Annotated in this window: 19 protein-coding genes and 1 pseudogene; 8 read left to right on the forward strand and 12 right to left on the reverse strand. The window is 39.7% G+C overall.

What is annotated here, in order from left to right:
* Nucleotides 1-22 precede the first annotated feature (22 nt).
* A complete protein-coding gene (locus CWC14_RS08150; protein ID WP_249928723.1) occupies nucleotides 23-265 on the reverse strand; it encodes a hypothetical protein in 243 nt (80 codons plus the stop codon).
* A 271-nt stretch (nucleotides 266-536) separates the two neighbouring features.
* Between CWC14_RS08150 and CWC14_RS08155 the strand changes: the two genes are divergently transcribed.
* Together CWC14_RS08155 and CWC14_RS08160 are read left to right on the forward strand one after the other, a co-directional pair.
* Nucleotides 537-953 carry an MgtC/SapB family protein gene (locus tag CWC14_RS08155; protein WP_076921067.1) on the forward strand — a complete coding sequence of 139 codons (417 nt, stop codon included), beginning with the start codon at nucleotides 537-539 and terminating at the stop codon, nucleotides 951-953.
* 127 nt (nucleotides 954-1080) lie between these two features.
* Nucleotides 1081-2265 carry an acetyltransferase domain-containing protein gene (locus CWC14_RS08160; protein ID WP_138562277.1) on the forward strand — a complete coding sequence of 395 codons (1185 nt, stop codon included), beginning with the start codon at nucleotides 1081-1083 and terminating at the stop codon, nucleotides 2263-2265.
* Between the two features lie 69 nt (nucleotides 2266-2334).
* On the opposite strand, the gene CWC14_RS08165 is transcribed toward CWC14_RS08160, so the two are convergent.
* Nucleotides 2335-4242 (reverse strand): beta-ketoacyl synthase, encoded by a 1908-nt coding sequence (locus CWC14_RS08165; protein WP_138562279.1) that lies wholly within the window; start codon nucleotides 4240-4242, stop codon nucleotides 2335-2337.
* A 128-nt stretch (nucleotides 4243-4370) separates the two neighbouring features.
* Here CWC14_RS08165 and CWC14_RS08170 point away from each other — a divergent pair, with 128 nt between their 5' ends.
* Nucleotides 4371-5381, forward strand: a complete 1011-nt coding sequence (locus tag CWC14_RS08170; protein ID WP_138562281.1) for a GlxA family transcriptional regulator — start codon at nucleotides 4371-4373, stop codon at nucleotides 5379-5381.
* On the opposite strand, the pseudogene CWC14_RS19965 reads toward CWC14_RS08170, so the two are convergent.
* Nucleotides 5370-6170: pseudogene (locus CWC14_RS19965) on the reverse strand (GGDEF domain-containing protein). The gene CWC14_RS08170 and the pseudogene CWC14_RS19965 overlap by 12 nt on opposite strands.
* 43 nt (nucleotides 6171-6213) lie before the next feature.
* Nucleotides 6214-6417, reverse strand: a complete 204-nt coding sequence (locus CWC14_RS19970) for a hypothetical protein (RefSeq protein WP_349654505.1) — start codon at nucleotides 6415-6417, stop codon at nucleotides 6214-6216.
* Between the two features lie 232 nt (nucleotides 6418-6649).
* Here CWC14_RS19970 and CWC14_RS08180 point away from each other — a divergent pair, with 232 nt between their 5' ends.
* The gene (locus tag CWC14_RS08180) at nucleotides 6650-7879 is read left to right on the forward strand and encodes a sensor domain-containing phosphodiesterase (RefSeq protein WP_138562283.1); all 1230 of its coding nucleotides are present in this window, start codon (nucleotides 6650-6652) and stop codon (nucleotides 7877-7879) included.
* Nucleotides 7880-7891: 12 nt separating this feature from the next.
* On the opposite strand, the gene CWC14_RS08185 is transcribed toward CWC14_RS08180, so the two are convergent.
* Genes CWC14_RS08185 through CWC14_RS08195 form a run of 3 tightly spaced genes read right to left on the reverse strand, consistent with a single transcriptional unit; the run spans nucleotide 7892 to nucleotide 10960 of the window.
* Complete coding sequence (locus CWC14_RS08185) at nucleotides 7892-8404, reverse strand: MgtC/SapB family protein (RefSeq protein WP_013464839.1); 513 nt, start codon at nucleotides 8402-8404, stop codon at nucleotides 7892-7894.
* Nucleotides 8405-8420: 16 nt separating this feature from the next.
* Complete coding sequence (locus CWC14_RS08190) at nucleotides 8421-9566, reverse strand: GNAT family N-acetyltransferase/peptidase C39 family protein (protein WP_138562285.1); 1146 nt, start codon at nucleotides 9564-9566, stop codon at nucleotides 8421-8423.
* Nucleotides 9566-10960 (reverse strand): RimK family ATP-grasp domain-containing protein, encoded by a 1395-nt coding sequence (locus tag CWC14_RS08195; RefSeq protein ID WP_138562287.1) that lies wholly within the window; start codon nucleotides 10958-10960, stop codon nucleotides 9566-9568. Before CWC14_RS08195 ends, CWC14_RS08190 begins: the two co-directional genes overlap by 1 nt.
* A 315-nt stretch (nucleotides 10961-11275) precedes the next feature.
* Between CWC14_RS08195 and CWC14_RS08200 the strand changes: the two genes are divergently transcribed.
* Complete coding sequence (locus CWC14_RS08200) at nucleotides 11276-11611, forward strand: zinc ribbon domain-containing protein YjdM (RefSeq protein ID WP_013464836.1); 336 nt, start codon at nucleotides 11276-11278, stop codon at nucleotides 11609-11611.
* Between the two features lie 618 nt (nucleotides 11612-12229).
* Here the strand turns inward: CWC14_RS08200 and CWC14_RS08210 are convergent.
* From CWC14_RS08210 to CWC14_RS08230, 5 genes are all read right to left on the reverse strand, one after another.
* Nucleotides 12230-12790: a dienelactone hydrolase family protein gene (locus CWC14_RS08210; RefSeq protein ID WP_138562289.1), complete on the reverse strand. Its 561-nt coding sequence runs from the start codon at nucleotides 12788-12790 to the stop codon at nucleotides 12230-12232.
* A gap of 104 nt (nucleotides 12791-12894) precedes the next feature.
* Nucleotides 12895-13371 (reverse strand): GreA/GreB family elongation factor, encoded by a 477-nt coding sequence (locus tag CWC14_RS08215; protein ID WP_138562292.1) that lies wholly within the window; start codon nucleotides 13369-13371, stop codon nucleotides 12895-12897.
* Nucleotides 13372-13636: 265 nt separating this feature from the next.
* Nucleotides 13637-14566, reverse strand: coding sequence for a protein translocase subunit SecF (secF, locus tag CWC14_RS08220; RefSeq protein WP_138562294.1), 930 nt, complete (start codon nucleotides 14564-14566; stop codon nucleotides 13637-13639).
* On the reverse strand, nucleotides 14559-16397 hold the full coding sequence (gene secD, locus CWC14_RS08225; RefSeq protein WP_138562296.1) for a protein translocase subunit SecD: 1839 nt from the start codon (nucleotides 16395-16397) through the stop codon (nucleotides 14559-14561). The genes secF and secD overlap by 8 nt, the downstream gene beginning before the upstream one ends.
* A gap of 108 nt (nucleotides 16398-16505) precedes the next feature.
* A complete protein-coding gene (locus tag CWC14_RS08230; RefSeq protein WP_138562298.1) occupies nucleotides 16506-16967 on the reverse strand; it encodes a hypothetical protein in 462 nt (153 codons plus the stop codon).
* Nucleotides 16968-17080: 113 nt separating this feature from the next.
* On the opposite strand from CWC14_RS08230, the gene CWC14_RS08235 reads away from it, so the two are divergent.
* From CWC14_RS08235 to CWC14_RS08245, 3 genes are all read left to right on the forward strand, one after another.
* Complete coding sequence (locus tag CWC14_RS08235) at nucleotides 17081-18871, forward strand: ABCB family ABC transporter ATP-binding protein/permease (protein WP_171036833.1); 1791 nt, start codon at nucleotides 17081-17083, stop codon at nucleotides 18869-18871.
* A 195-nt stretch (nucleotides 18872-19066) separates the two neighbouring features.
* On the forward strand, nucleotides 19067-21145 hold the full coding sequence (locus CWC14_RS08240; protein WP_138562300.1) for a M13 family metallopeptidase: 2079 nt from the start codon (nucleotides 19067-19069) through the stop codon (nucleotides 21143-21145).
* 200 nt (nucleotides 21146-21345) lie between these two features.
* Nucleotides 21346-22059, forward strand: a complete 714-nt coding sequence (locus tag CWC14_RS08245; RefSeq protein ID WP_128583594.1) for a YebC/PmpR family DNA-binding transcriptional regulator — start codon at nucleotides 21346-21348, stop codon at nucleotides 22057-22059.
* Nucleotides 22060-22092 lie beyond the last annotated feature (33 nt).

The raw sequence follows: 22092 nt of genomic DNA on the forward strand, positions 1-22092 counted from the left end.
CTGTAAATTTAACCTTGAAAGGTCAACAGACCCTAGTAACCTGCCTACATTTTTTAATCACACCGTCATCTCCTTTTATAAATTCAATTATGGCTTTATCAGTTTCGTAACCAAGTTTGCTAAAACTAAAACCATCTTTATCCTTTACATAGCTATTAGTGCTATTGATGTTTAAATTGGATCTCGCCGTTTCATCCAAAAATATACCCATTACTGTGCAACCACTTAATACATTTAAAAAGATAATAATTAATAAAATGCGCATGTAAACTCTCGTTGCAAATAAGCCAAATTATATACGACTTAAAAAAGGAGTGTTGTAGAAATATGTAAGCCCCACAATTTTACATAATAGAGTTTGCTTGTGTGGTACGCAGCTGAAATTCATTGCTGGGTAAAAACGCACTTTATTGTGTAAATATTGCTAACGCCACTCATCCCCCTCGATAAAGCAAAGGTAACACAATGATTTTATTTAAATTAATACCTTGGTTCAATTTTTGCTACTTATTTAAAATTTATCCGTGGAAATAGCAATGGAAATTGATCTACAGTGGAGAGACATTATTGATAACTTGATTCATCTTGGCATGGCGTATTTACTTGCCCTGCCAATGGCATATGATAGAGAGCATAGCCATAATGGTGCAGGTCTAAGAACGTTTCCTTTAGTTGCCGTCGCATCATGTGGTTATGCACTGATTGCTATGTCAGTTTTGGAGGGGGCAGAGGCGCAATCTAAAATGTTACAAGGTATTATTACAGGTATTGGTTTTATTGGTGGTGGCGCTATTTTAAAAAATAACCAGTCTACATCTGGAACAGCAACAGCTGCGAGTATTTGGAATATGGGTTTAATTGGTATCGCTATTGCGTACAGCCGCTATGAAATAGCTATTTTGTTGGCAGTAATAAACTTCATAACGCTTAGGTATGTTAAAAGATTTAAATAATGAAAATTATAATTAATTGCTTAGCGCTGATGCGATCACCCTGTTAAATTCAATCTTCAAACTCGCCTTTTGATATAATATAACATATAATCAAATTCTTTTTTTTCATTCTTGTTAATTGTATTTTATGTCATTATCTTTATCGCAAAGTCGCTTGCATCATATTGATCTATTACGCGGCATTATCATCATATTTATGGTGATAGATCACGGCATGTATTATTGTCTAAATTATTCAGTAACTGATCCCATGACCATACCCGGTACAGATGCGCTTACTTTTTTCACACGCTTTATATCGCATTTTTGTGCGCCATTATTTGTATTTTTAGCAGGCCTCTCCGCCGCTATTACAGAGCATAAATACGCGTGTACTCGTCAGTTTGCTAACGCTTTAATAGTTCGAGGCTTAGTGCTTATTTTATTTGAGTTTACAATTGTGTCATGGTCATGGAGTTTTAACCCTCTTTTCCCGATGTTATATGCTCAAGTAATTTGGGCGATTGGCTGGGGCTTTGTGGTGCTTGGCTTGCTTCGCTTAATAGGTATATACCCTGTATTTATAGCTGGGTTAATACTGGTATTTGGTCATAACTTATTAGATGGTATTACCTTTGAAAGTAACACCATCGCGCATACACTGTGGTCTATCGTTCATCAAAAAAATGTATTAGCACTGCCGTTTGGTTTTTCTATTAGAACGACCTACCCCGTTGCGCCTATTGTTGGACTCATGTGTTTGGCTTATTATGCAGGTGTATATTATAAATCTCAGCATTATAGTAAAAAAGTGATGAATTACGCGTTTATTTTGGGTATGAGCTGCCTAGCACTTTATTCAATACTACGCGGCTTTAATTTATACGGTGATATGTCACAGTTTTCTACACATACAGATCCACTGCTGACTATTATGTCGTTTTTAAATCCGACTAAATATCCGTTGTCGTTACAATTTATGTTACTTACTGTAGGGCTTGGTTTAATTGCGCTAAAACTATTGAGCCACTTAAAGGCTAGTTTTTCGCAAAATTTTCTGCAAGTCCTAGGTAAAACCAGCATGTTTTCTTACCTCACTCACTTGTATTTGCTGCATGCTATCAGTTGGCTTTTAATACCTGCTCTTGGATTTAACTTTAGTGATATGACCTATGGTGAAACCCTTGTTGGCTTACCATCAGGGTATGGTATGAGTTATATTGCAACCATGGCGATGATAGCTGTAGTGGTTGTGCTTACCGCCTTACTCGCTAAGCGCTACTTAAACTGGAAATATCGTAATAAAAACAGCCTGATTGCTAAATATATTTAGTTATTACGCTGTTGTTTTTAGTCATTAAAAAAGGCGCTTAAAAAGCGCCTTGCTAACAAGTATGTGTGCTTAGAACATATCTTGATAGGAATTTGTTGTATTGAATATAATTGCTTTTTCAAAGCCTGGCAGCTGAATGCTGTGCTCATCAATAACAATGTCATTTTCATCAATCAGCCCATCACCAAAACGATAAACTATCGCGTATTGACCTAAATCTGCTTGTTGTTGATAGTGCTGTTGTGCTTCTTTTACCGCTGCATGTTTGCTGGTATAGAGCCCCATCATTTCATCGCCATGACGCTTAGCAAGCATCTGCATCGTTACTTTTGCTGAAAGCACTGTGGCTGTTGCATTATTACCACCAAACCCTTTAGAATTTATAAATGCAATATCCATATCACCACAATCATAGTGACTGTTACGAATATCTAAATGATCTGCATAAACATCATCAGCCACTTTATCTATAGTGGTAATACCCGGCATAATATTATGACTAAATACACCTAAGGCAATGGCAAGCTGATCGCCACTGGCAGGTGCTATAGTATGGCCAACATACGCTTTAGGGGCGGTTACTTTCCAATTATCTATTGCAAATGTTTGCGCTACTTTATGATAAATTAACGACTCAGTTACGCGGTTTTGTGGTGTGCTTGAACCATGGGCTAAAATAAAGCTACGTTGCTGTAATGCCTCTTTACCTAGTAAGCTACTGGCAAGTGCAGCCGATTTTGCCATGGTAATGTAGTTACCAGGCCCAGGTGAAGTAATTGATTTTTTTACTCCATCGGCGTTAACAAATACATCAGGCACACAGCCCATAATGTCTGCACCTAGTTCAAGTGCCAGCGCATCATCCATTAATAAAGCCACTTGTGCGCCTTCACCTAAAGTAAAGCCACAGTTTTCGCCAAATGGGCGGCTGCTTCTACGATAATCAGGTTCATCGTCATTACTTAAATCATCTAAGCGGCGCAAACCTTCAATATTAGCCAGCGCACTCATATTGCCAAAGCCTTCAACCACTTCAGGGGTAATCGCACATTCTACACTTGCCACAATTGCAACACGTGTGCGCCCTGCTTGTATATCATTTACTGCTGCGCGCAAGTTATATAAAAAAGTAGCACACGCACCCGATGTAGAAAAAGTAGTCCCTACATTGCCCGTAACATAGGCATTGATAAAATCGGTCGACATTGTATTTAAACCCAGTGCTAGCTGCTTAGTGCTGACGCGATCACCCTGCTGGCGCGCTTTGACTAACCCACCTAATCCTTTATCGTCCATTTGGCCAATAACCGATGCTGAATAGGTACCAATTTTATCAGGCTCAACACTATTCATAATGTATTGCCAATCAAGTCCGGTTGATTTTATTGCATCGGTGGCAGCAAAAATAGTGGCTTGTAAACCACGAGGTTGGTAGCGGCTATTGTACATAATTGACGGATCAAACCCTGTGGGTAGTTGCCCAGCAGATTTAATTGGGTTATCACGAGTAGAATCATGTTTAATATCAAATTGAGCAGCAATAGTTACTTTCACTTTTTTATTTTCAAGCTCTTCTACGTGCCAACTTTCAGGAACTGGCGAAGGTAAATCACGACGGCGTGTTTCAAACACAATCGCGTTTTCATCCGATGCGGTTAACGTCATTTTTTGCTGCCATGGCGTGGCATCTACATCAAAATGTTGTTTTTCAATTTTACGAATTAATGTACCTGCAATAATTTGCTCACCAAAACGTGCTTCTATGTCGCTTTGCTCAACATTATTGCCTTGCATGTCTTGTAGTTGTCCATTCACAACACTCACTAAATTCATTAATGTGGCGAGGCCTAAAAATGTTTCTTGGCGAGCTTGAGACTCTAAGCTATCTAACACGATACGACGATAACCTTGATGAAAAGAAGTACGGCCAGCGGCATTAATGCCTCCCATGCCGACAATGACGGGTAATGCGGTCATAATTTACCTTTAAAAAAACGTGTTATAAGAATATGGAGTTAGTTTAAATGGATTACGCACACATCTTTGTGCTTTAATAGCCAAATATTAAGCATAAAAGGCCAAAAGCAACTGGTCGGAGCATTTAAATGAGCAATAATCCAACAAATCCACCATTAAATATAGCTATTGCTGTTTACTCGCATCTACTGGTAACTAGTTTAACCTTGCCAATTGAAATGCTCCGAGCAGGTGAAGCGTTCGCCAAAGGGCACACTAGTAAGCAACACTTTAGAGCACTGAATATTCATTTAATTGCAAAAAATATGGCTCCTATTGCAACCAGAACAGGTTTAGCCATCGTGCCTGATTGCAGCAGTGATAACGCCCCCTATTGCGATTTAATCATTGTTCCGAGTATTTGGCGTAATCCACGCCCGGTTGTTAAAACGAATCAACCAATAGTTAATTGGCTCAATGAGAGTTTTACCATGGGAAGCCATATTATTGGCGTTGGTACCGGCAATTGTTTGCTCGCAGAAGCCGGTTTACTTGATGGTCACCCTGCAACCACTCACTGGCATTATGCCAAGCAATTTTCTCAAGATTATCCAAACGTTAGCTTAAAACCTGATTTTTTTATTACCCAATCAGAGCGCATGTATACGGTAGCCAGTTTAAATGCCTTAGCTGACGTTATTGTTCATATTATTAGCCAATACTATGGTAAAGAAGCGGCGCAGCATGTTGAGCGGAACTTTTCACATGAAATACGTAAACCCTACGAAGATCAACGCTATTTAGAAGGCGCCGTTAACCGACATGCTGATGAACTTATTGCACAAATACAATTTTGGTTAAAAACTAATTTATCTAGTGAGTTAGATTTACAAGAAGTCGCGGCACAATTTAGCTTAAGCTACCGCACGTTTACACGCAGGTTTCGACTTGCTACAAATCAAAGCCCTATAGAGTATTGGCAGCAGCTACGTGTTGAAGGTGCAAAAGAATTACTGGCCTCATCAAACTTATCAATTCAGGAAGTCGCGTTAGAAGTTGGCTATAACGATCAAGGACACTTGACCCGTGTGTTTAAAAAGGTATTGAGCCAAACCCCGAGCGAATACAGAAAAGTAGTCAGACGAAAGTTATTTGGTTAATGTTTCTTTGCCCTTGTTTGATATTTTATTCAGGCCGTTGACAACGCAGTTTCGACCGTTGTTTTTAGCTAAATATAAATAATTATCGGCTAATCTTAAAATTTCACTCAGGTGAGTATGCACATGTGCATCAATACCGACCAAGCCAATACTGATAGTGATGTTTAACGTGCTCTGCATATAAGTAAATTGATGATTTTGTATGTCAGTTCTTAGCTTATCCATTGTGATTATAGCGACCTCTATGTCGTCATTTACCACCAATGTAAATTCTTCACCGCCAAAACGATAAACATGTTCATCGCCTAAATGTTTTTTAAATAACTGCGTTAATTGCACCTACACTGCATCACCGGCATCGTGCCCATATTTATCGTTTACTTTTTTAAAAAAATCCAGATCAGCTAAGGCAAAACAATAGGGGTTAGAAAAGTCGATATGGTTATGAAAATGGCTTTTAAAAGCACGCCGGTTATAAGCCTGCGTTAAGCTGTCGCGTAATGCTAAATTAATAATTTCCTCTTGATTAGAGGCTCTCATCGATTCAAAAACATGTGAAACACCCCACACAATAATATACGTCAGCGAAAGATTAATGATGAGCTTAAAATTTATTTCAACTAACCGTTTGTCGATCACATAAAACAGCAGTAACAACGTAATCAAAAAGCTACAGCTGCTTATAAAGCCATGCTTTTTTCCAAACAATAAGTAAACCAATACAGGAAGAGTACACACCCAATGCGATATGCCAGTCTCTAAGTTAATTGCGGTGATAGCAAGCAACACAACTGCAAAGTAAGTATAAATAACAGCATAGCGATGCCATAATTTAGAGCGATTTGTTCTCGTTTGGTGATACGTATAAATACAAAAAAAAAGCTAATGCAAGTTCAATAAAGCCCAAAACATAATTTTTACTCATAAACACATTAACGTAAGCGACAACTAAAGCAACTAATGTAATTATTAAGCTTATATTTTTGAATACGGTTAATCTGACTGATTCTGTTTTATCAAATGAATGCTGATGCATTAATATCCCTTTAAATTATTGCCTCCCATAAACTTCAAGCATATCAGCCTAGGATTAAAAAATAGATAATAACTACAACTTATATGTAAGCCTACTTACTATAACAGCTAATATTAGCCTAAATTTAAATATGCGTGAACAAAGATTGATAGGCCTTGATTAGATCTTTTTATATATATAAATTATAGTATTACTCATTAGGTGTAGTGGTATTAACATAGGGAGATAGCCGATGGATGAATTAACCAATTTGCTTGTCGAACAACAAAGCAACGCATCCATTAAGGCTAAACTAGCTAACTTACTCACTTTGGTTCGTAAACATTTAGATATGGATGTTGCTTTTATATCTGAATTTATTAACGATGAGCGTGTTTTTAAAGTAGTCGATAACCCCTCTGAAAACCAAATTGTTAAAGTGGGTAATGCCGATCCGATTAATGAAACGTATTGCCAACAAATCACCGACAACAAGCTTAGCCCTATTATTACTAATACCAAAGCAAACCCAATAACCAAAGCGATGCCGGTTACAAAAAAATTAGGTATAGGGGCATATATAGGTGTACCTATCAACCTGTCGAACGGGAAATTATATGGTACGTTTTGTTGTTATAAATCACACCATGATGAGAGCTTAAATGAGCGCGATTTATCTTTTTTAAATATTATTTCAGAAATAGCGACCGGATTAATTGAAAAGAGTTTAGATAAAAGCGTATCGTACAACCACACAAAATCAACTATTGAGCAAATTATTAGCGATAATGATATTAGTATCTATTTTCAGCCTATTTATAGTCAACTAAATAATAAAGTTGTAGGTTTTGAATCACTTGCTCGGTTTTTTACCACTCCTTATAAAACCCCTGATATATGGTTTAAAGAAGCAAGTAAGGTTGGCTTAAATGAAGCATTAGAAATGCTCGCTATTAAAAATGCAGTCGCAGACATGGCACAGTTAAATGATACAACTTACATTGCCATTAATTGCTCGCCTTCGCACATTCTTAGCGGTGCACTTGAAAATACATTACAAAACATTGACTGCACTAGGCTAGTATTAGAAATTACTGAGCATTCGCCAATCTCAGACTACGAAAAAATGCGAGCTGCACTTAGGCCTCTCAGAAACAAAGGTCTGCGCTTGGCCATTGACGATGTAGGCGCTGGCTTTTCCTCTTTTCAGCACATACTAGAGCTTGAGGCCGATATTATAAAATTAGATATTAGCCTGACTCAAAATATAAACACAGACGATCGTAAATTTTTACTGGCAAAAGCATTGTGTGGATTTGCAAAAGCAATCGACTGCACCATTGTTGCCGAAGGGATCGAAACCGCAGAAGAACTAAACTCGTTAAGAATACTCAATGTAGACAGTGTACAAGGTTATTTTATTGGCCGCCCCGCACCAATTGAAGATGCGCTTAGCTTCCAAAACAAAGCACTACCCGCATAAAAACGCCACTAATTAGTGGCGCTCGGTATCAATACTGTCTTTTCGATAATAGCGTTTATGATAACTTTTCACTTTAGCATGCACGCCTTTACTTAAGCTTTTAAACTTAGCTTCTAGCACGTCAACGCCGTATAAAATACCCACCACAAGCACCGAGAGCTTAATAGCAGCCCCGAGGTTTTCGGTTGCTATCATCACGCCAATGGAGGCCAATACCCAAATGGTGGCAGCAGAAGTAACCCCGACTACCGCACCGTCTTTTGCCAGCATTACGCCTGCGCCTAAAAAGCCGATGCCGGTAATTATTTGCCCGACTACGCGAGAATGATCAATCACATCCCCTTGTAAATTAAACGCAGTCGATAAAAACAAGTAAGTACCTAAGGTGATCAGTGCAGAAGTACGGATCCCTACAGGTTTGCCACGCAATTGCCGTTCTATACCAATAATAGCCCCACAAAAAGCCGCCGTACCAATAGCTGCCCACGAGTATGGGGCTACATCGATAAAATCTAAAAATGTCACTTAAAATCCTAATCTATTATTTTTTACCAATAGCAACTGCCGTTCTAAGCCTTTGACTACCAAAAGCCGACATTTTACTAAAATCGCTGCGTGCAATTGGCACATATTGACAGTCAATCGCTAATTGGTTGTCGTTACCTGGTTCGCAAAACGGGTCATGTACGTACACACAGTGCGCATCTAAATGAGTAACACATACCCAATGCGGTGATTTTTTTCCATCAAACCGATAAGTGCTTATTAACAGCAACACACTAAAACCTTGGTTTAACCACGTTTCTATATCGGTTAGTTCAACATCTTTATAGGTAACAGGAATATTAGCCGCGGCTATGCCTTCAACAAATTGCTGATGTACCGTCGCCAGCACCGTTTTTTTATTATCACTGCGTACCCCATCTAAAAATAATGGCTCTGAGGTATTAACAATGACCTCACTTTTAAACCCCCGTTTATTTGCAGCCAGTGCCAAACCAAACGGATGACAACCGCCATGTCCCGAGGTCATAAAAATGGTGGTGCCTTCACGCCATAAAGCTAATTCATGTGACTGAATCAGCTCTGTGCTGTTATCAAGCGAGCCCATTGCCATTAATAATGCCGCAGGCCCACAGGTAAACTCGGTAGTTTGCTGATACCATGGCGTTAAACGCTCAACTTGCAATTCGCTGGTTTGGCGAATGTTTTTTTGCATGCGCAAGGCATCACTGTGATCATCGTAATAATCACTGTATTGACCAAAAACACGATACCCTACACTTTTATAAAGCCCTATGGCACTGTCGTTATTTACTGCCACTTCTAAACGCAAATAAATACGCCCACGCTCACTAGTGGCTTTTTCAAGGGCTTTAAGCAGCGTTTTAGCGATTCCTTTGCCCTGCATCGTCGGTAATACGGCTAACGAATACAAACGCGCTAACCGCGTGCCTTTATGGCACCACACCAAACCGTAACCACATAATTGCGCATTGTGCTCGGCAACTAATAAAATCCCATGTTTAGCACTAAGCCAACGCTTTAAACTTCGCGCACTAAGCTTATCGTTACTAAAGCAGGCATTTTCAAGCGCCACTAAGGCGTTTAAATCACTCGCGCTTGCAGGGCGAATACTAATATCCGCCCCTGCAAAAATCGTTATATCAGACAATGCGTTAAGCATTAGCCGCGACCTCGTGCTTCAAGGCGCTGTTTAAACTCATCCATAATGATCATGTATAACTCATCACCTAAGTAACCATCTTCTACTTTGTGATCAATACTTGGGTTATCGTTTACTTCCAACACATACGCACGGCCTTGATGCTCTTTTACATCCACACCGTATAAACCCTTACCCACGGTTTTACATGCTTTTAAAGCAGCATCCAGTACAGCTTTAGGTAATTCAAACGTAGGCAATGTTTCAAAGCCACCAGAGAAAAAGCGTTTTGCGTCATGGTTATATATTTGCCAATGGTTACGCGCCATTAAATAACGACACGCATAAATAGCACGACCATTAAGTACCCCTACACGCCAATCGTATTCTGTGTACATGTACTCTTGCGCCAGAACTAGCGCACTTAAAGCAAATAACTCACTAAGCTTAGTTTCTAATTCATCACGATTAGCAACTTTATACACGCCTTTTGAAAACGACCCTTCTGGCATTTTTAATACCAGCGGATAAGTAAACGACGCTTCTAATTGCTCAATTGTGTCTTTTGATTGATCTGCCACCACCACGGTTTTTAAGCTCGGTACTTTTTGATAATTAAATGCATCATGTAAGTACACTTTATTACAGCATCGTAAAATAGACTCCGCATCGTCAATCACCACTAAACCTAAGCTTTGCGCTTTACTTGCAAGACGGTAGGTTGGGTGATCAATCGCTGTTGTTTGGCGAATAAACAACGCATCAAATTGGGCAATATTGTCTATTTCCTCAAAGCTGAGTGCTTTTGCGTTAATACCATGTTTCGCTGCTGCTTTTATAAAACGGGCTATTGCATCTTTATCACTTGGCGGTACTTTTTCGTTATGATCAACCAATATCGCCATATCCCAACGGAAACGGCGCTCTACTTTACCAATTCGCCACTGTGTTTGGGTAAACTCATTTAGTTTTTCAACAAAATCAGTGTGTTGCTGCTCGCTCAAGGACGCTAATGATCCTTGTTGTAATAGGCCTTGCTCATCTACAAATAAAATAGGCGCTGGATATTGTTTAAATACCGATTTAGCGGCTTTAGCTTGTTGTTCATTTCCCGCGTGACCAAAATAAACAGCACCATCAATATGGCCAATATTTTGTAATGACGCTTGATTGCTTCGAAGCGCGTTAATTGTTTTTACACTCGGTAATACTTGATGCTTGCGCGCCTCAGCAAGTAACGAACAGTAATAGCCTTTACTTAAATACTGGCTAGCATCACATAGATTTATTATGCGGGTTTTTGGTTCGTTGCGTTTGGGGTAATCTCGTAAATAGGTGTCAAAGGTAATGACATTTTCAAATGAAAGAGCAAGCGTTTGCTCATTGTTATCAACCACAATTAAGGTTTTAAACACGACTTTTCCTAGTTAAGTCAAAATATACAAAGCAGCCTTGCTAATCAGTTAGCTCAGCGAATAAAACAGCAAATAGAAACACCTATCGCACTAAGTGCAGCAAATAGCAAATCACTTAATACGATAGGTGCTTTAACGAATATCTACTATAAACGTTAGCGCTTAAATTGCTTAAGCGACATGTGATTTATAAGCCCTTTTTTACATCCACACAAACGAGATATTTTTAGCGTGAAGATAAAAATATTTGATGAACTTTTTTATTGTTAATTTGTGTTTTAAAATAGCCAAAATTTACCACTAAAAGTGATCATCATGTCTCTTCCCGCTTGCCCTAAGTGCCAATGTGAATACGTTTACGAAGACCAACAACTGCTTATATGCCCAGAATGTGCCTATGAGTGGAACCCGAATGTTACTAATGACGAAGACGCTATTTTAGTGAAAGACGCAAACGGCACTTTACTTGCTGATGGCGACAAAGTAACCGTAGCTAAAGATTTAAAAATTAAAGGTAGCTCACAAGTTATTAAAATTGGCACCAAGGCCTTAGTAAGACGTGTACTTGATAAAAAAGATCATGAGCTTGACTGTAAAGTAGATGGCATAGGTGAAATGATGGTGACGGCTAAATTTGTTAAAAAAGCCTAAACCCATTGAGATAAACAATTAAATACAGCAAGAACCTGTGTAATCTTGGCGCTTTATTGCATTAACAAACTGACATCCAATTTAACTAATTGATTTTCAGCGCCTTTTAAAAATTTAAACTCTAAATTCAGTTCTCATAGTGGTGTGTTAGTTGTCTAGTATTACTACTTCTGCTTTGTGAAAGTGTGTTTTTGCGCTTTGCAAAACATCGGCAGTAAACTTTGAGTTTGGCACTGGTATATCAATAACATTGCCACTTTTACAAAATAAAGTAACGGTATTTGACGCTAGCTGTATTTTAATTATCGCCCCTTTAGGAATAAGCTGCATTCTACTTTTATTATTATTGAACCAGTGAGGTTTTTTGCAAAGTAGAACGTTTTCTCCAATATCAGAAAAAACACGCTCAGGCCTAAAAGTTAAGTACTTTATAATTAAAACCGTGAGTAAAACACCCGTAGTTGTGACGGTAAAAATCCCCATCTCCATAATATTCCCTTAAATTTATGTCCTTTATTTAACTGCTTATCCGTTAATGATTATCAGACTCAAGCAAATCTTATAAGTTGACGCTATAAATGCCTCGATAATGAATGATTGAAACCAGCTAACATCGAGCTATAAACACTTCTTACCTAGCTTTTGAAATAGCGCAGCTATTGTTTTATCGTAAGCATGTTGATTAAAGTTACTTGAGTGTGGGTTCATAAAACCATGTAAATATTCAACATGCTTTGCGCTAACATTAGCCTTTGTTGCAAGCTCCACCTGTAATGATTTAACATCAAAGTGCGGCTCATAATGCGGAAAAATGAGTTCAATCTCAAATTGTGGTTGTATATCTGTATGGTGCCTAATTTGCGAGCTGTAAAAACAAATGCCCTTAGCTATCGTTTTAATCGCCGGGTGTGCAGACATTGACCAAATTGCCGATGCGCCAACACTAAAACCAATCAATATAGTGTTGCCAGCGAGTGGTTTAATCGCTTTTTGTAAAATAGCGACATACTCATCAAGGCCTATATGCTGACTAAAATACTCATAGGCCTGCTGTTCACTGTTAAATGCCATATCAACCCCGCCATAGGGATCGACAATAGACTGAGCGTTTAGTTTTTCAGCAAATGCTTTTAAAGCCGCTGTATTACCAAAAATATCACTGACCAATACCAAGTTCATAAACGGCTCATCTTTAATTTTATTCTATAAGTTTTAGGCAATAATTTAACAAAGAGGCCTACGAGATGCTGCGCCTCAGAGTAAGAGACAAATAAATACTACATTCAAAGCACTTCAACCACATCGTAACTATGTTTTACATCACCGAGTGTTAAACTAACTTCATCATCGACTTGTTTACCTAATAACTGTTGGCCTAATGGTGCGCCAGAGGTAAGTACTTGAATGGTTGTGCCTTTAATATCAACGGTTAATCCACCAGCTGCTGGGCCTAAATAAAACCATTTTTGTGTGCTGGCATCGTCTTCTAAACATACCAATGAGCTTATAACGACAGTGCCTGTAACGGGTTCGTTGTATATGGCTTCAAATAGTTGTATTTCTTTATAGCACTCATTAACTCGCTCTGCATGGCCTTGTGCTAAATAGGCAGCTTCAAGCCCGAGGGTATCGTATTGGGTCTCTGCAATACTTTCTTCATGGGTAGCGGTATCGTGGGCTGTTTGAGCTGCAATTTTAGCAGTATTTAGTTGCTCATCTAAGGCAAAGCGCAGGTGCTCTGTAACATGGGCTTTATTCATTTGGAGAATTCACTCAATTCGATAAAAATAATTTGCTATTTTATACCAATCTGCTTGGATATGGGACCTATTTTAACGATAAGAAAATTGCTCTATAACTAGGCAAAATTTTTGACATCTAGTTGTTCTAAATAAAAAAATTTTAACAACGTTATAGGGGGATTTAATTCGTTATATTGTTCAAATATTTATGTAGGTTGGTATTAGCATTGTTGCTATACCTAACACTATCCCTTTGCTGTGTAACAACAATGCTGATTTAAGCCTATGGCATATCCATTAATGTCTGCGTTTGCTGATCCACTTGCTTATCGTAGTTTTTAGCACTTAACCCAAGTAGCTCGGGTAATGTTGCAGCAATACAAATGGACGATAACGTGCCTACGACTATTCCTGCAAACAGAGCAATTGCAAATCCCTGAAGCGGCGCCCCTGCTAACAGCCAAACACTGGCCACCGTTGCGAGCGTAGTCCCGGAGGTAATAAGCGTACGAGTTAAGGTGCTTTTGATAGCACTGTTGATAATACTGCTTGGTTTGAGTGTGATGTTTGTTGGTAAGCGCAACAGCTCGCGCACCCTATCTCCAACTATTATTGAGTCATTTAATGAGTAGCCAATAATCGCCAACAAACTGGCTAAAACAGTTAGTTTAAACTCTATTTGTAACCATGCAAATAAGCCAACCACCAGCACTAAGTCATGAAATAAAGCCACCACAGAGCCTAATGCCAAACGCCATTCAAAACGAACAGCTAAATAAATCATTACCGCGACCATCGCAGCAAATAATGCTAAGCAGCCTTGTTCAAATAGTTCATCACCCACTTGAGAGCCAATATAAGCCGATGATAAAACCTCAGCATTTATAGTTGGGTTTTGGCTAATAGCCGTTTTCCAGTCATCGTTATTGCTTGTATTATTGGGGCCTTGTGTTAGTTGAAAATGATTATTGCCCTGTGCTGTTAGCTCAAATTCACCTTGATGGCTTTTAGCAATAAATTGCTCAAGCTGTTTTAGTTCAACACCTTGGCTGGTGGTAAACTCTGTTAAGTATCCACCCGTAAAATCAAGGCCAAAGTTTAGCCCTTTTTGTGCAATGGTGAATACCGACAACAACACAAATATGGCGCTGATCAGCATGCCTGTATAACGTATACGAGACCCTGCCTCACATTTTAAAAAAGAATTAAGCATGCGCGTTTACTCCTGCTTTTTTACCCAGCTTTAAATATAAGCTTTGGCTTAAATATTTCGATACATACACACCAGTAAATACCGATGTGATAAGTCCCAGCGCCAGCGTTATAGCAAAGCCTTTTACAGGGCCATAACCTATGCCATATAAAATAATCGCGGTGATCATCGTGGTAATATTGGCATCTAAAATCGTATTCGCTGCCTGTTTATAGCCCTCTTGTATCGCTTGATATGGAGGACGTCCTTTGCGGCGCTCTTCTTTAATGCGTTCAAATATAATCACGTTAGTATCAACTGCCATTCCTATGGTTAGCACCAAACCTGCAATACCAGGAAGTGTTAAAACCACCCCAGGTAATAATGACATTAACCCCACTAAAGACGTTAAATTTAAAACTAACGCAACATTTGCAATAAGCCCTAAACGACGATACCACAGCGCCATAAAGGCAAGCGTTAACCCCATGCCTAACATTAACGCCGCCAACCCATTGTTAATGTTGTCTTGGCCAAGGCTTGGACCAATAGTTTGTTCATGTACTATGGTCACTGGCGCCGTAAGCGACCCCGCACGGAGTAATAGCGCTAAATCGGCAGCCGCTTGCTGGCTTTGCATATTGGTTATACTAAAGCGCGAGCTTAAATGCTGGGCTATATTCGCCACATTAATGACTTCGCTTTTTTTAACCACTTCACCTTTAGCATTTTGTGAATACTCTGAATAGAGCGTTGCCATCGGCTTACCTATATTCGCCTTAGAAAACGCCGACATAGCATCGCCACCTTGGCTATCTAGGCTCAGTTGTACTAAAGGTTTACCCCAGTCATCACGGCCAATATTGGCATTATTAATATGCTCACCAGTAAAGATAGGCACAGGGTCGAGCTTAATAGTCCCACCCGATTGCAAATTAAATGTTTGCCCGCCAATCTCTTTAAGTTGATAAAATCCAAGTGACGCGGTAGCACCAATAATACGTTTTGCCTCGGCTGGGTCTTGGACGCCGGGTAGCTCAATGCGAATGCGCTGCTTACCTTGGCGCTGTGTAACCGCCTCAGTAATTCCTAACTCTTCAATGCGTGAGCGAAGCGTAGTGAGTGTTTGGCTCATGACTTGTTTATCAAATGCGCTGCGCCCTTGCTCAGAATAACTCACTTTAACGACCTGTAAGTTGCCATGAGTTGATGTGGTTATAGTTAGATTTTCAAAGCGGCTTTTAAGGTCGCTAATAACTGAGGTTAGCTTTTCGGCTGCATTTTCTAATGCACTTATTTCAAAGCCTTGGTTAGTTTGCTTTGCTTTAACACCATAGGCTTTTTGTTTAACAATGATGGCTTTCGTTTGCTGGTAAGCACTGAGTAATTGCTCATCAATGGCTTTATCTAAGTCAACATCAAGTACAAACAATACCCCGCCGTTTAAATCAAGACCCAGCTTTATGGGCGATAAACCAAACTCTTGTAACCAAACAGGGCTGGTTGCATGTTCTACAATTTTAACTTGTGTATTTGGGTAATTCGATTTTATAGCCGCTTGAGCTTGGGCACTTTGCGTAGGTGTATTTAAAAGCACATTAATTGTTGCTTGGTTTTCTACCCCTTGGCTGACCTCAAACCCTTGGCTATTTAAAAAGCGCACTACGCTTTCAGTACTTGGTATTGCTTGTGTTTTAACCTCAGGTGCGGCACTAATATGCAACCACGATTTATTCGGGTACAAATTAGGTAAAGCGCTTATTGCCAGTAAAACCAATACAACCAACATGGCTACATAGCTTAATTTAAATTTAGCCATAAATGGCTTTTTTTGTTTTTTAAAACTTAACATAGTTGTTCCTTATTACTAGGCATAGCCCAGTAACGTACCTATTAGGCACAATTAAAATTAAGGTCAAAACGCGATGCGTTAAAACCAATTAACGATAATTAAGGAACTTTAAGCGTGGTAGGTGGTTACAGCGGTGTATAACAGATTTGCATCTTTCCAGCCGCTCAAGCGCGACTTTTTACTTTTAAAAACCCAAGTATACCAAGGCTGATTTATGGTGACTGCTTGCGGTCGCAAAAAAATATGCCTACACCCATTTAGCGCAAAAAACTCATGCACTACATCGTATTCAGGATCGCCCTGCGCACTGTGTAAAAATAAAAATGAGTTATTAGCTGTTAGCCTAGGCTGATGCGCAGCAAACTCAGAATGCTTTGAGTTTTTATGCTGTAAATTACCTAGCGACTTTAACGGTGTGGGAGCATTAGTTAAATTTTCGACATTAACAACATGGCTATAACTGCTTTGGTTATTGTTTAATTCGTGTTTTACACCCATAGCATGGCTTTGCCCACTAAAGAGTGCGGCAAAAAACAAGCATGTAGCTAAAAAAACGCGAAATTTAAACATCTGTCATTTAAATCTAAAATAAAGGATAGCTAGTATATAAGGGCAGCTAATTAAAATACAATAACCAACATTAAGCTATTTCATTTATATAAAAACAAATACTGAGATCCTCGATGCGCTCCAGACAAAGTTCAGTAAAACGCCCCGATGCCATGAATTTAAAACAAAGCATTCAAACTCTTTGGCCTTATATCACTAAATTTAAAGGGCGTGTGCTTATTGCCATATTAGCGCTTGTGGGTGCTAAAGGCGCGACATTGCTCATGCCATGGGCTTTAAAAGAAATAATTGATGCGGTTGATAAATCAATTAACCCGCTACTCCTCGTCCCAACCTTATTACTCGTTATGTACGGCGCACTGCGATTTGCCAGCGTGTTTTTAGGTGAAGTACGCGATGCTGTATTTTCTCGAGTCACCGAGCATGCCATGCGTGATATTGGCCTTAAAGTATTTAAACATTTGCACTCGTTAGATTTAGCCTTTCATTTAGACAGGCAAACTGGCGGTATAAGTCGAGACATAGAGCGCGGCACCAGTGGTTTGAGCTTTTTAATGCGCTTTTTAATGTTTAATATTGTGCCCACGTTGTTTGAAATAATTACCGTGGCGATTATTTTTGGCACCTTATTTTCTATTTGGTTTGCGCTGATTACCCTACTCGCTGTGGCTATTTATATCTTTTTTACCGTGACGATTACCCAATGGCGAAACCGCTTTATTCGCGAGTCAAATGCTGCAGACAATCAAAGTAACACCCGCGCCATCGACAGCTTATTAAATTACGAAACCGTTAAATACTTTAATAACGAAGAGTATGAAGCTAAAACTTACGATACGTTTTTAGCAACCTGGGAACAAGCTCGATTAAAAAATCGACTCTCGTTACTGGCGCTAAATTCAGGGCAAGCTCTCATAATTGCCTGTGCAATAGCCGCATTAATGTGGCTTGGCGCAAGTGAGGTCGTCACAGGCGAGTTAACGATTGGTGAACTTGTGATGATCAATGCGTATATGATTCAACTCTTTTTACCGCTCAACTTTTTAGGGTTTGTGTATCGCGAAATACGCCGTGCCCTCACCGACCTTGAAAACATGCTCGGCCTGCTTAATACACAACCTAAAGTGGCGGATGTTAATGAGGCTAAAGAGTTGGTCATTAAACAAGGTGAAATTAGCTTTGATAAAGTAAGCTTTCACTACGACAGTAAAAGGCCTATTTTAAAAAGCATTAGCTTTAATGTTGCTGCCGGCTCAAAAGTCGCGATTGTGGGTGCAAGTGGTGCAGGAAAAAGCTCATTAGCCCGATTACTGTATCGCTTTTATGAGCTGTCATCAGGCACTATTAGCATAGATAAACAAGCAATTAATACAGTTACTCTTGCAAGCTTGCGTAAAGCCATTGCGATAGTCCCCCAAGATACTGTGCTGTTTAATAGCACCATCCGTGAGAATATTGCCTATGGCAGACCCTCAGCAACTGAAGATGAAATAAATAAAGCAATTAACATGGCGCACTTAACCGACTTTATAAATAGCTTAGACAAAGGCGATAAAACCCTCGTGGGTGAGCGTGGGTTAAAAGTCTCAGGGGGTGAAAAACAACGGATTGCCATTGCCCGTGCTATTTTAAAGCAATCACCCATCTTAATCTTTGATGAAGCAACCTCTGCGCTCGACTCTCATGCAGAGCAAGCTATTTTAAAAGCAATGCGTGAAGTGGCAAATGATCACACCAGTATTGTTATTGCACACCGACTTTCGACCATAACCGATGCAGACTCAATTATTGTTTTAAAAGCTGGTGAAATTATTGAACAAGGCAAACACCAAGAACTACTAAATCAAAACGGTGAATATGCCCGTATGTGGGCATTACAGCAAAAGCAGTCAAAGGCGCAATAAACTAAGCCGCTCAAGAACGATTGAAGTAGTTGAGTGTTTTTTGCTATTTTCGATAGTATTTTATTCATCTTATCGACCGGTACGGTTATTCACCTCAAAAGGTTTGTTTGCAGTGAAGTTATCAATACAATCAAATAGCTATTTTTATAACAAAAATATAACGAATTAAATAACGTGAATTCATAGGGGAAAGTAATGAAAAAAAGTTTAATTGCAGCGGCACTCGCCGCTACATTTATTACCGGCTGTTCAGAGCCACAAACTACAAAAACTGAGCAAGTCGCAGCCGTCGCTGAAAAACCACAAGCAACTGAGCAAGCTGAATTAGGCACTTTTGGGGTTGATTTAACTGCCCGCAATGAAGCTGTAAAACCGGGCGATGACTTTTTTATGTATGCCAGCGGTTCATGGTACGACAACTACGAAATGCCAGCAGATAAAACCCGCTACGGTGCATTCTCCGCGCTAGCTGAGCGCAGTGAAGAGCGTGTAAAAGAAATTATTGAAGATATTGCAGCACGTGACAATTTAAATGCAGAAGAGCAACTAGTTGCTGATTTTTATAATTCGTACATGGATACCGACACGCTTAATAAACTTGGTATCACGCCAATTAAGCCGTTGCTTAACGACATTAATACGGTTGCCTCTACTGATGACTTAGCAAAAATCTTTGGTAATTCATGGCTCACTGGTATTAGCGCCCCAATTGGTGGTGGTATGTGGTTTAACCGCTTAGATCCTAATAAATACGAAATGTCGTTAGGTGCTGGTGGTTTAGGCTTACCTGATCGTTCATATTACCTTGAAGATGCAGAGCGTTTTGTAAAAACTCGTGAAGCGTATGTTGCACATATTGCCGACATGCTTAAATATGCTGGTGTTGAAAATACCACTGAACGTGCACAAGCAATTTTAGCGCTAGAGACAAAAATAGCAGAAGGTCATTGGCCACGTGAAAAACGCCGTAATCGTGACATAACGTTAAACCAAATAAAACGCGACGAGTTAAGTACCCAGTACCCTGGATTTAATTGGGATTTATACTTTGCGCAAACAGGTTACAAAGTACCGCAACTAAACGTGTCGCAGCCTGAACCTATAAAGGCCATGATTGATTTAATCAACAACGAAGATATAAGCGTATGGAAAGACTACCTAACATACCATGCAATTAATGGTAACGCTGGGCTGTTGTCAGAAGACATATTTAACACCAGCTTTGCTTTCTTTGGTAAAGAGTTAAATGGTCAACAAGAGCCTCGTCCACGCTGGAAACGTGCGATCAGCCAAATGTCAGGCACTAGTTCACTAGGCTTTGCGATTGGTAAAATTTATGTAGATCGTTACTTCCCTGAGTCATCGAAGCAGCAAATGTCTGAGCTGGTTGAAAACTTACGCACAGCCCTTGGCGAGCGTATTGATAACCTAGATTGGATGGGCGCAGAAACAAAAGTAAATGCGCGTGCAAAATTAGCGGCGTTTGTGCCAAAAATTGGTTACCCAGACGAATGGCAATCTTACGAAGGCTTAAGTATTAGCAAAAATGATTTAATGGCTAATGTAAAAAATATGCGTGAGTTTTTCCAAGCCGATAGCGTTGAAAAAGAGCTTAAGAAAACCGACCGCAATCGTTGGGGCATGACACCACAACGTGTAAATGCTTATTACAATAGCTCATTTAATGAAATTGTATTCCCTGCCGCTATATTACAACCGCCGTTTTTCGATCCAAATGCAGATCCTGCCGTAAACTACGGTGGTATTGGTGCCGTGATTGGCCACGAAATGGGCCATGGCTTTGATGACCAAGGATCAAAATCAGATGCTAACGGCATACAACGTAACTGGTGGACTGACGAAGACCGTGCTGCTTTTGATGCTAAAGCCGACAAACTGGCGGCTCAGTACAGCAAATATGAGCCAATTCCAGGTAACTTTGTAAATGGCCGTAACAGCTTAGGTGAAAATATTGGTGATGTAGGTGGTTTAGCCATGGCTTATCATGCCTACAAACTAAGCCTAAATGGTAAAGAAGCCCCTGTGATTGATGGTGTAACCGGCGATCAACGTTTCTTCTTAGCGTGGGCACAGGTATGGAAAGAGAAACGTACTGAGCAAAGCATGTTAAATCAATTACGTGGCGGTACGCATGCGCCAGGTCGCTTTAGAGCACAAGCTCCTCGTAACCACGACGCTTGGTACAAAGCATTTGATGTAAAACCAGGTGATGAGTTGTACTTACCAGAAGACGAGCGTGTTCGTATTTGGTAATCCCCTAACAACCCTTCATAGATTGTAAGGTATTAAACAACCCGCTATGGCGGGTTGTTTTATTTTCCAACCATAATAACTGTTTCCCCCTGTTACTTAGTAATCAATCTCAATACTTACTAGCCCTGCCCCGCATTTACCTTTAGAATATGGGCTTGCAAATTTTTTCAATTATTTATACATATTAAGGCGAAACGCAGATGGGAAGAGCTTACCAAAACAAAAAAGATTCAATGGCTAAAACTGCGGGTGCTAAAACTAAAGTTTATTCAAAATACGGTAAAGAAATTTATATTTGTGCTAAAAACGGCGGTATTGATCCTGACGGTAACCTAGCACTGCGTCGTTTAATTGAACGCGCTAAAAAAGACCAAGTACCGGCTCACGTAATTGAACGCGCCATTGATAAAGCTAAAGGCGGCGGCGGTGAAGACTATGCAGCTACGCGCTACGAAGGTTACGGCCCAGGTAATTGCATGATTATTGTTGACTGTTTAACCGACAACAACAAACGTACCTTTGCTGATGTACGTGTGTGTTTTACTAAAGCAAACGCTAAAATTGGCGCACAAAACTCGGTATCACACTTATTTGATCACCTTGCTATTTTTGTATTTGACGGTGACGATGATGAAACCGTACTTGAAGCGCTAATGATGGCTGACGTTGATGTAACCGATGTAGAAGTAGAAAACGGTAAAGTGACCGTGTTTGCTCCACACACTGAATACAACAATACGCGTACCGCACTTGAAGAAATGGGTGTGACAGAATTTGACGAAGATTTAATTGCCTTTGTACCCCAAGTAGAAGCCCCTATTGAAGGCGAGGATGTAGAAGTGATGGAACGCTTTTTAGCCATGCTTGAAGATTGTGATGACGTACAAAACGTGTACCACAACGCACAATTTTAAACATTAAAGCTTAATCGTGTTTAAAGGCCAACT

It is taken from the genome of Pseudoalteromonas sp. S3260 (assembly GCF_005886925.1).
Lineage (GTDB): Bacteria > Pseudomonadota > Gammaproteobacteria > Enterobacterales > Alteromonadaceae > Pseudoalteromonas > Pseudoalteromonas tetraodonis.

What these genes read in the sequence shown, in the direction of transcription:
- CWC14_RS08150 (WP_249928723.1), bottom strand. Translation starts at nt 265, where the DNA reads ATGCGCATTTTATTAATTATTATCTTTTTAAATGTATTAAGTGGTTGC.
- CWC14_RS08155 (WP_076921067.1), top strand. Translation starts at nt 537, where the DNA reads ATGGAAATTGATCTACAGTGGAGAGACATTATTGATAACTTGATTCAT.
- CWC14_RS08160 (WP_138562277.1), top strand. Translation starts at nt 1,081, where the DNA reads ATGTCATTATCTTTATCGCAAAGTCGCTTGCATCATATTGATCTATTA.
- CWC14_RS08165 (WP_138562279.1), bottom strand. Translation starts at nt 4,242, where the DNA reads ATGACCGCATTACCCGTCATTGTCGGCATGGGAGGCATTAATGCCGCT.
- CWC14_RS08170 (WP_138562281.1), top strand. Translation starts at nt 4,371, where the DNA reads ATGAGCAATAATCCAACAAATCCACCATTAAATATAGCTATTGCTGTT.
- CWC14_RS19970 (WP_349654505.1), bottom strand. Translation starts at nt 6,417, where the DNA reads ATGCATCAGCATTCATTTGATAAAACAGAATCAGTCAGATTAACCGTA.
- CWC14_RS08180 (WP_138562283.1), top strand. Translation starts at nt 6,650, where the DNA reads ATGGATGAATTAACCAATTTGCTTGTCGAACAACAAAGCAACGCATCC.
- CWC14_RS08190 (WP_138562285.1), bottom strand. Translation starts at nt 9,566, where the DNA reads ATGCTTAACGCATTGTCTGATATAACGATTTTTGCAGGGGCGGATATT.
- CWC14_RS08200 (WP_013464836.1), top strand. Translation starts at nt 11,276, where the DNA reads ATGTCTCTTCCCGCTTGCCCTAAGTGCCAATGTGAATACGTTTACGAA.
- CWC14_RS08210 (WP_138562289.1), bottom strand. Translation starts at nt 12,790, where the DNA reads ATGAACTTGGTATTGGTCAGTGATATTTTTGGTAATACAGCGGCTTTA.
- CWC14_RS08215 (WP_138562292.1), bottom strand. Translation starts at nt 13,371, where the DNA reads ATGAATAAAGCCCATGTTACAGAGCACCTGCGCTTTGCCTTAGATGAG.
- secF (WP_138562294.1), bottom strand. Translation starts at nt 14,566, where the DNA reads ATGCTTAATTCTTTTTTAAAATGTGAGGCAGGGTCTCGTATACGTTAT.
- secD (WP_138562296.1), bottom strand. Translation starts at nt 16,397, where the DNA reads ATGTTAAGTTTTAAAAAACAAAAAAAGCCATTTATGGCTAAATTTAAA.
- CWC14_RS08230 (WP_138562298.1), bottom strand. Translation starts at nt 16,967, where the DNA reads ATGTTTAAATTTCGCGTTTTTTTAGCTACATGCTTGTTTTTTGCCGCA.
- CWC14_RS08235 (WP_171036833.1), top strand. Translation starts at nt 17,081, where the DNA reads ATGCGCTCCAGACAAAGTTCAGTAAAACGCCCCGATGCCATGAATTTA.
- CWC14_RS08240 (WP_138562300.1), top strand. Translation starts at nt 19,067, where the DNA reads ATGAAAAAAAGTTTAATTGCAGCGGCACTCGCCGCTACATTTATTACC.
- CWC14_RS08245 (WP_128583594.1), top strand. Translation starts at nt 21,346, where the DNA reads ATGGGAAGAGCTTACCAAAACAAAAAAGATTCAATGGCTAAAACTGCG.